Genomic DNA, 3,562 nt, shown 5'->3' with positions numbered 1-3,562 from the left:
TCGCTTCTTTGCCTACTTTCTTGGCGAGACAAGAAAGTAGGTCGCCTCCCCGCAGGGGAGGTGAAACTGCCTTTGACCTTGCTGTTAAGCAGTTGCAGTTGCAGTGGCAGTGGCAGTTGCCGAGCCCCTAAACCCCACCTGCAAACCGCATCAAATACCTCACCCCCTCCACAGCCCGACTCCCATACCAGGAAACCATCTCCCCATCGATCAGCAAAACCTCCTTGCCAATCTGCCGCTCCAGCGCATCCACATGCGCCTCGGTAAACCGATAGGGCTCGCTGGAAAGCAGGACAAGGTCAAGCTCCCGCACCAGCGTATCGCTCCACCGGAAGCTCGGATACCGCGTCTGCGGCGTATTGGGCCGGCTGCACGCCCCTTCAACACAAGCCTGGGGCATGGCGTCAGCCGCAGGCCACGTCTGCCAGTTCACCAACGCCAGCATCTGGCTGATATAGGTCTCGCGCGACACCGTCATCCACGGGTCCTGCCAGATCGCATACAGGACCTTGCGCGCGGGCCACTGCCGGGCACGTACCTGCGCCAGTTCGGACGCCATGGCGGCGCAGAGCGATTCCGCTTCCGCAAGGCGGCCGAAGATGCCGCCAAGCAGCCGGTAGAGCGCCAGGTTGTCCGCGGGCGCACAGGGGTGGGTGACGATCACATGCGGCACAAACGCGCGGATCTCGTCGACCGTCTCGCGCCGGTTCTCGTCGATGTTGACCACTACGTGAGTGGGCGCCAACGCCCGCAGGCGCTCAAGATTGACGTCCTTGGTACCACCCACCTTGGCCACGGCACGCACGGCGGGCTCGGGATGGATGCAAAAGCCGGTGCGCGCCACCATCTGCGGGCCCAGCCCCAGGGCAAACAGCAGTTCGGTAACGGACGGCACCAGCGAGGCAATGCGCACGTCGCCCGTGGCCGGACCGTGCAGGACGCCGGCTGCGTCCTGCCAGCTCATGGCTGCTGGTCCTGGCTGCCTCCCTGCGCGCGCGGCTTGCGCGGCGCGCGGGAGAAGATCGCGTCGTAGAGCCAGCGCGGCATCAGGTGCAGGATGGATGCGACCACGCCCATCTGCCAGGGCACCACGGCAAAGCGGCGCCCGGCGGCAATCGCACGCACCGTCTTGCGAGCGAACACGTCGGCGTCCATCAGGAAGGGCATGCGATAGGGATTGTGCTCGGTCATCGGCGTGCGGATGTAGCCAGGCGCGATCGTGACCACGCGGATGCGCTCGCGGCGCTGTTCCAGGCGCAGGCTCTCCAGCAGCTTGATCACGGCGGACTTGGAGGCGCTGTAGGCACCTCCGCCCGGCAGGCCGCGCACGCCCGCCACGCTGGCAATGCCGACCAGCGTGCCGCGCCAGCCGCCGGCGCCGGAATCGCGTTCGCGCATGGGCTGCATGAAGGGCTGGAAGGTGGTGAGCACGCCGAACCAGTTGGTGTCCATCACCATGCGGAAGGCTTCGAGGTCCTCGCGCTCGCTGGCAACGGTGCCAACCGATACGCCTGCATTGGCGATCACCACATCGGGGCAACCAAAATGATCGAGGAAGTCCTGGGCGGCGCGCTGCATGGCATCGGCATCGCGCACATCCGCGCCATAGACGCGCACCGCATTGGGATTGGGCAGCGTACGTGCGAACTCACGCAGCACCTCTTCACGCCGGCCAACCAGGCCGAGGATCGCGCCTTGCGAGGCGTACTCGCGCGCCAGGGCCTGGCCGAGTCCGCTAGACGCGCCGGTAAGAAAGACTTTCTGTGCTCGCATCGGGAGGGTCCAGGGGTAAGCGCAACATGGTTCATGCCGACCGACCCGCCCTGGCGCGTGCCGGACGCCGCTGCGCCTCGCCGGCGCCGGCGGTGCCGGTCGACCGCTGGTGGCCATCAGCCGGCTCGCGCGTGGCGAGCCCAAGGGCCGGCGGCCGCAGCCCGGGAATTACATCTTCTTGTCGCGCACCTGGCCGACCAGGTAATCCATGGTCTGGATGGCCGTGCCCTTGGTGCCGGCGATGGACGGCGAGGTCACGTACTTGCCCTGCACCACGACCGTCGGCACGCCGTCGACCTTGTAGGCGTCGGCGATCTTGTTGGCGCGTTGCGAGTTGGTGGTCACCGAGAACGAGTTGTAAGCATCGAGGAAGGCCTTGCGGTCGATGCCGTTCTTGGCCATGAAGTCGGCGATTTCGTTGGGGTCGAGCATGCGCTTGCGGTCGACGTGGATGGCGTTGAAGACCTTGGTGTGCATGGCGTCCAGCTTGCCGATGGCTTCCAGCGCGTAGAAGATCTTGGTGTGCGGCAGCAGGTCGTCGCGGAAGGCAACCGGCACGCGCTTGAACACCACGTCCTTGCCCTGCTTGCCTACCCAGGCTTCCAGCTCAGGCTCGAAGTCAAAGCAGTGCGGGCAGCCGTACCAGAAGAACTCGGTGACTTCGATCTTGCCCGGCGCGACGGGCTGCGGCGCTTTCAGGACCTGGTATTCCTTGCCCGAGGTGGGCGCGGCTGCCTGGGCGGGCGCGGTCATCAGGAAACCGGTCACAGCGACCAGCGTGGCAAACAAGGCGGCGAGTTTCTTCATGTGGCGCGGCTTTCGAGAATGGGCAATGAGCGTATGACAGCGGCGGTGCAATCCGGTTCAGCGGATTGCACCGGGTTACCGTTACTGCTTGTTACTGCTTGGTAAAGCGGATGACCGAAGCCTCGAAGCCCGACGCCTGCAGCCGGTCGCGCGAACGGTTCATGTCGTCGATCTTGTTGAACGGCCCCAGGCGCACGCGATAGAGCTTGACGCCGTTGACATCGCGCTCGGTCACCTTGGCTTCGAACCCCTGCATGGCCAGGTTGGCCTTCTGGCGGTCGGCGTCGTCCTGCGAGCGGAAGGCGCCTACCTGCAGCAGGTAGCCTACCTTGTTGGCATCGGCCTGGGCGATCTCGGCGATCGGATCGGCGACAGGCTTCTCGGCCGGCTTTTCAGCAGGCTTCTCCGCCGGCTTCTGCGCTGTCCTGTCGGCCGGCTTCTCGGCGGCGGGCCGATCGGCGGGCTTGTCCGCGGGCTTCTCGGCGGCGGGCTTGTCGGCTGGCCGGGTGACGGCTACCGGCGGCTGGCGCTCGGGCGGCTTCACCGTGGTCGGCGCCGGGCCGGACGGCTGCTCGGGCTCAGCGGCGGGCCCGACCGGCTTGGCCGGCGTCTTGCTCCACAGCGGCTTGTTGGGATCGCTTGGCGCTTCCTGCGCCGGAGCGGGCAGGTTGCTGACCACATTGCCGGGCTCGGACGGCTTTTGCGCGCCCTTTTGCTGGAATGGCGCCGGCGACCTGGTGATATACAGGGCGACCACTACCGCGATCGCCAGGCCGACGATCAGGCCCAGCACCAGTCCCAGGAACGTACCTCCGCGCTGCGGGGCGCGGCTGGCATTGCGCGGGGTGCGCTTGCGTTGCTGTTGCATGAAATCCTCTAGCGTGATGGCGCGATTATAGAGCCTGCGCCGATCCCGGCATCACTGACTGTGGTCAGGGCGATACGGATAAGCCGCGTGGTGAAGGGGGCAAGCCCCCTTCAC

At 66.2% G+C, this 3,562-nt stretch carries 4 protein-coding genes; all 4 read right to left on the bottom strand.

Annotated features, from left to right (window positions below; genetic code table 11):
- Positions 1-127 precede the first annotated feature (127 nt).
- Positions 128-964, bottom strand: a complete 837-nt coding sequence (locus AC1RWI_RS32480) for a helical backbone metal receptor (protein ID WP_043342915.1) — start codon at positions 962-964, stop codon at positions 128-130.
- Positions 961-1,773, bottom strand: coding sequence for an SDR family oxidoreductase (locus tag AC1RWI_RS32475; protein WP_492870392.1), 813 nt, complete (start codon positions 1,771-1,773; stop codon positions 961-963). Before AC1RWI_RS32475 ends, AC1RWI_RS32480 begins: the two co-directional genes overlap by 4 nt.
- A gap of 168 nt (positions 1,774-1,941) precedes the next feature.
- Positions 1,942-2,580, bottom strand: coding sequence for a thiol:disulfide interchange protein DsbA/DsbL (locus AC1RWI_RS32470; protein ID WP_492870391.1), 639 nt, complete (start codon positions 2,578-2,580; stop codon positions 1,942-1,944).
- 91 nt (positions 2,581-2,671) lie between these two features.
- Positions 2,672-3,448 (bottom strand): SPOR domain-containing protein, encoded by a 777-nt coding sequence (locus AC1RWI_RS32465; protein WP_492870390.1) that lies wholly within the window; start codon positions 3,446-3,448, stop codon positions 2,672-2,674.
- Positions 3,449-3,562: the final 114 nt, after the last annotated feature.

The organism is Cupriavidus sp. MPR-AND1C, assembly GCF_058809705.1.
Note: the sequence above shows the minus strand (reverse complement) of the source record. Positions and strands in the feature narration are given on the sequence as shown.

What these genes read in the sequence shown, in the direction of transcription:
- AC1RWI_RS32480 (WP_043342915.1), bottom strand. Translation starts at nt 964, where the DNA reads ATGAGCTGGCAGGACGCAGCCGGCGTCCTGCACGGTCCGGCCACGGGC.
- AC1RWI_RS32475 (WP_492870392.1), bottom strand. Translation starts at nt 1,773, where the DNA reads ATGCGAGCACAGAAAGTCTTTCTTACCGGCGCGTCTAGCGGACTCGGC.
- AC1RWI_RS32470 (WP_492870391.1), bottom strand. Translation starts at nt 2,580, where the DNA reads ATGAAGAAACTCGCCGCCTTGTTTGCCACGCTGGTCGCTGTGACCGGT.
- AC1RWI_RS32465 (WP_492870390.1), bottom strand. Translation starts at nt 3,448, where the DNA reads ATGCAACAGCAACGCAAGCGCACCCCGCGCAATGCCAGCCGCGCCCCG.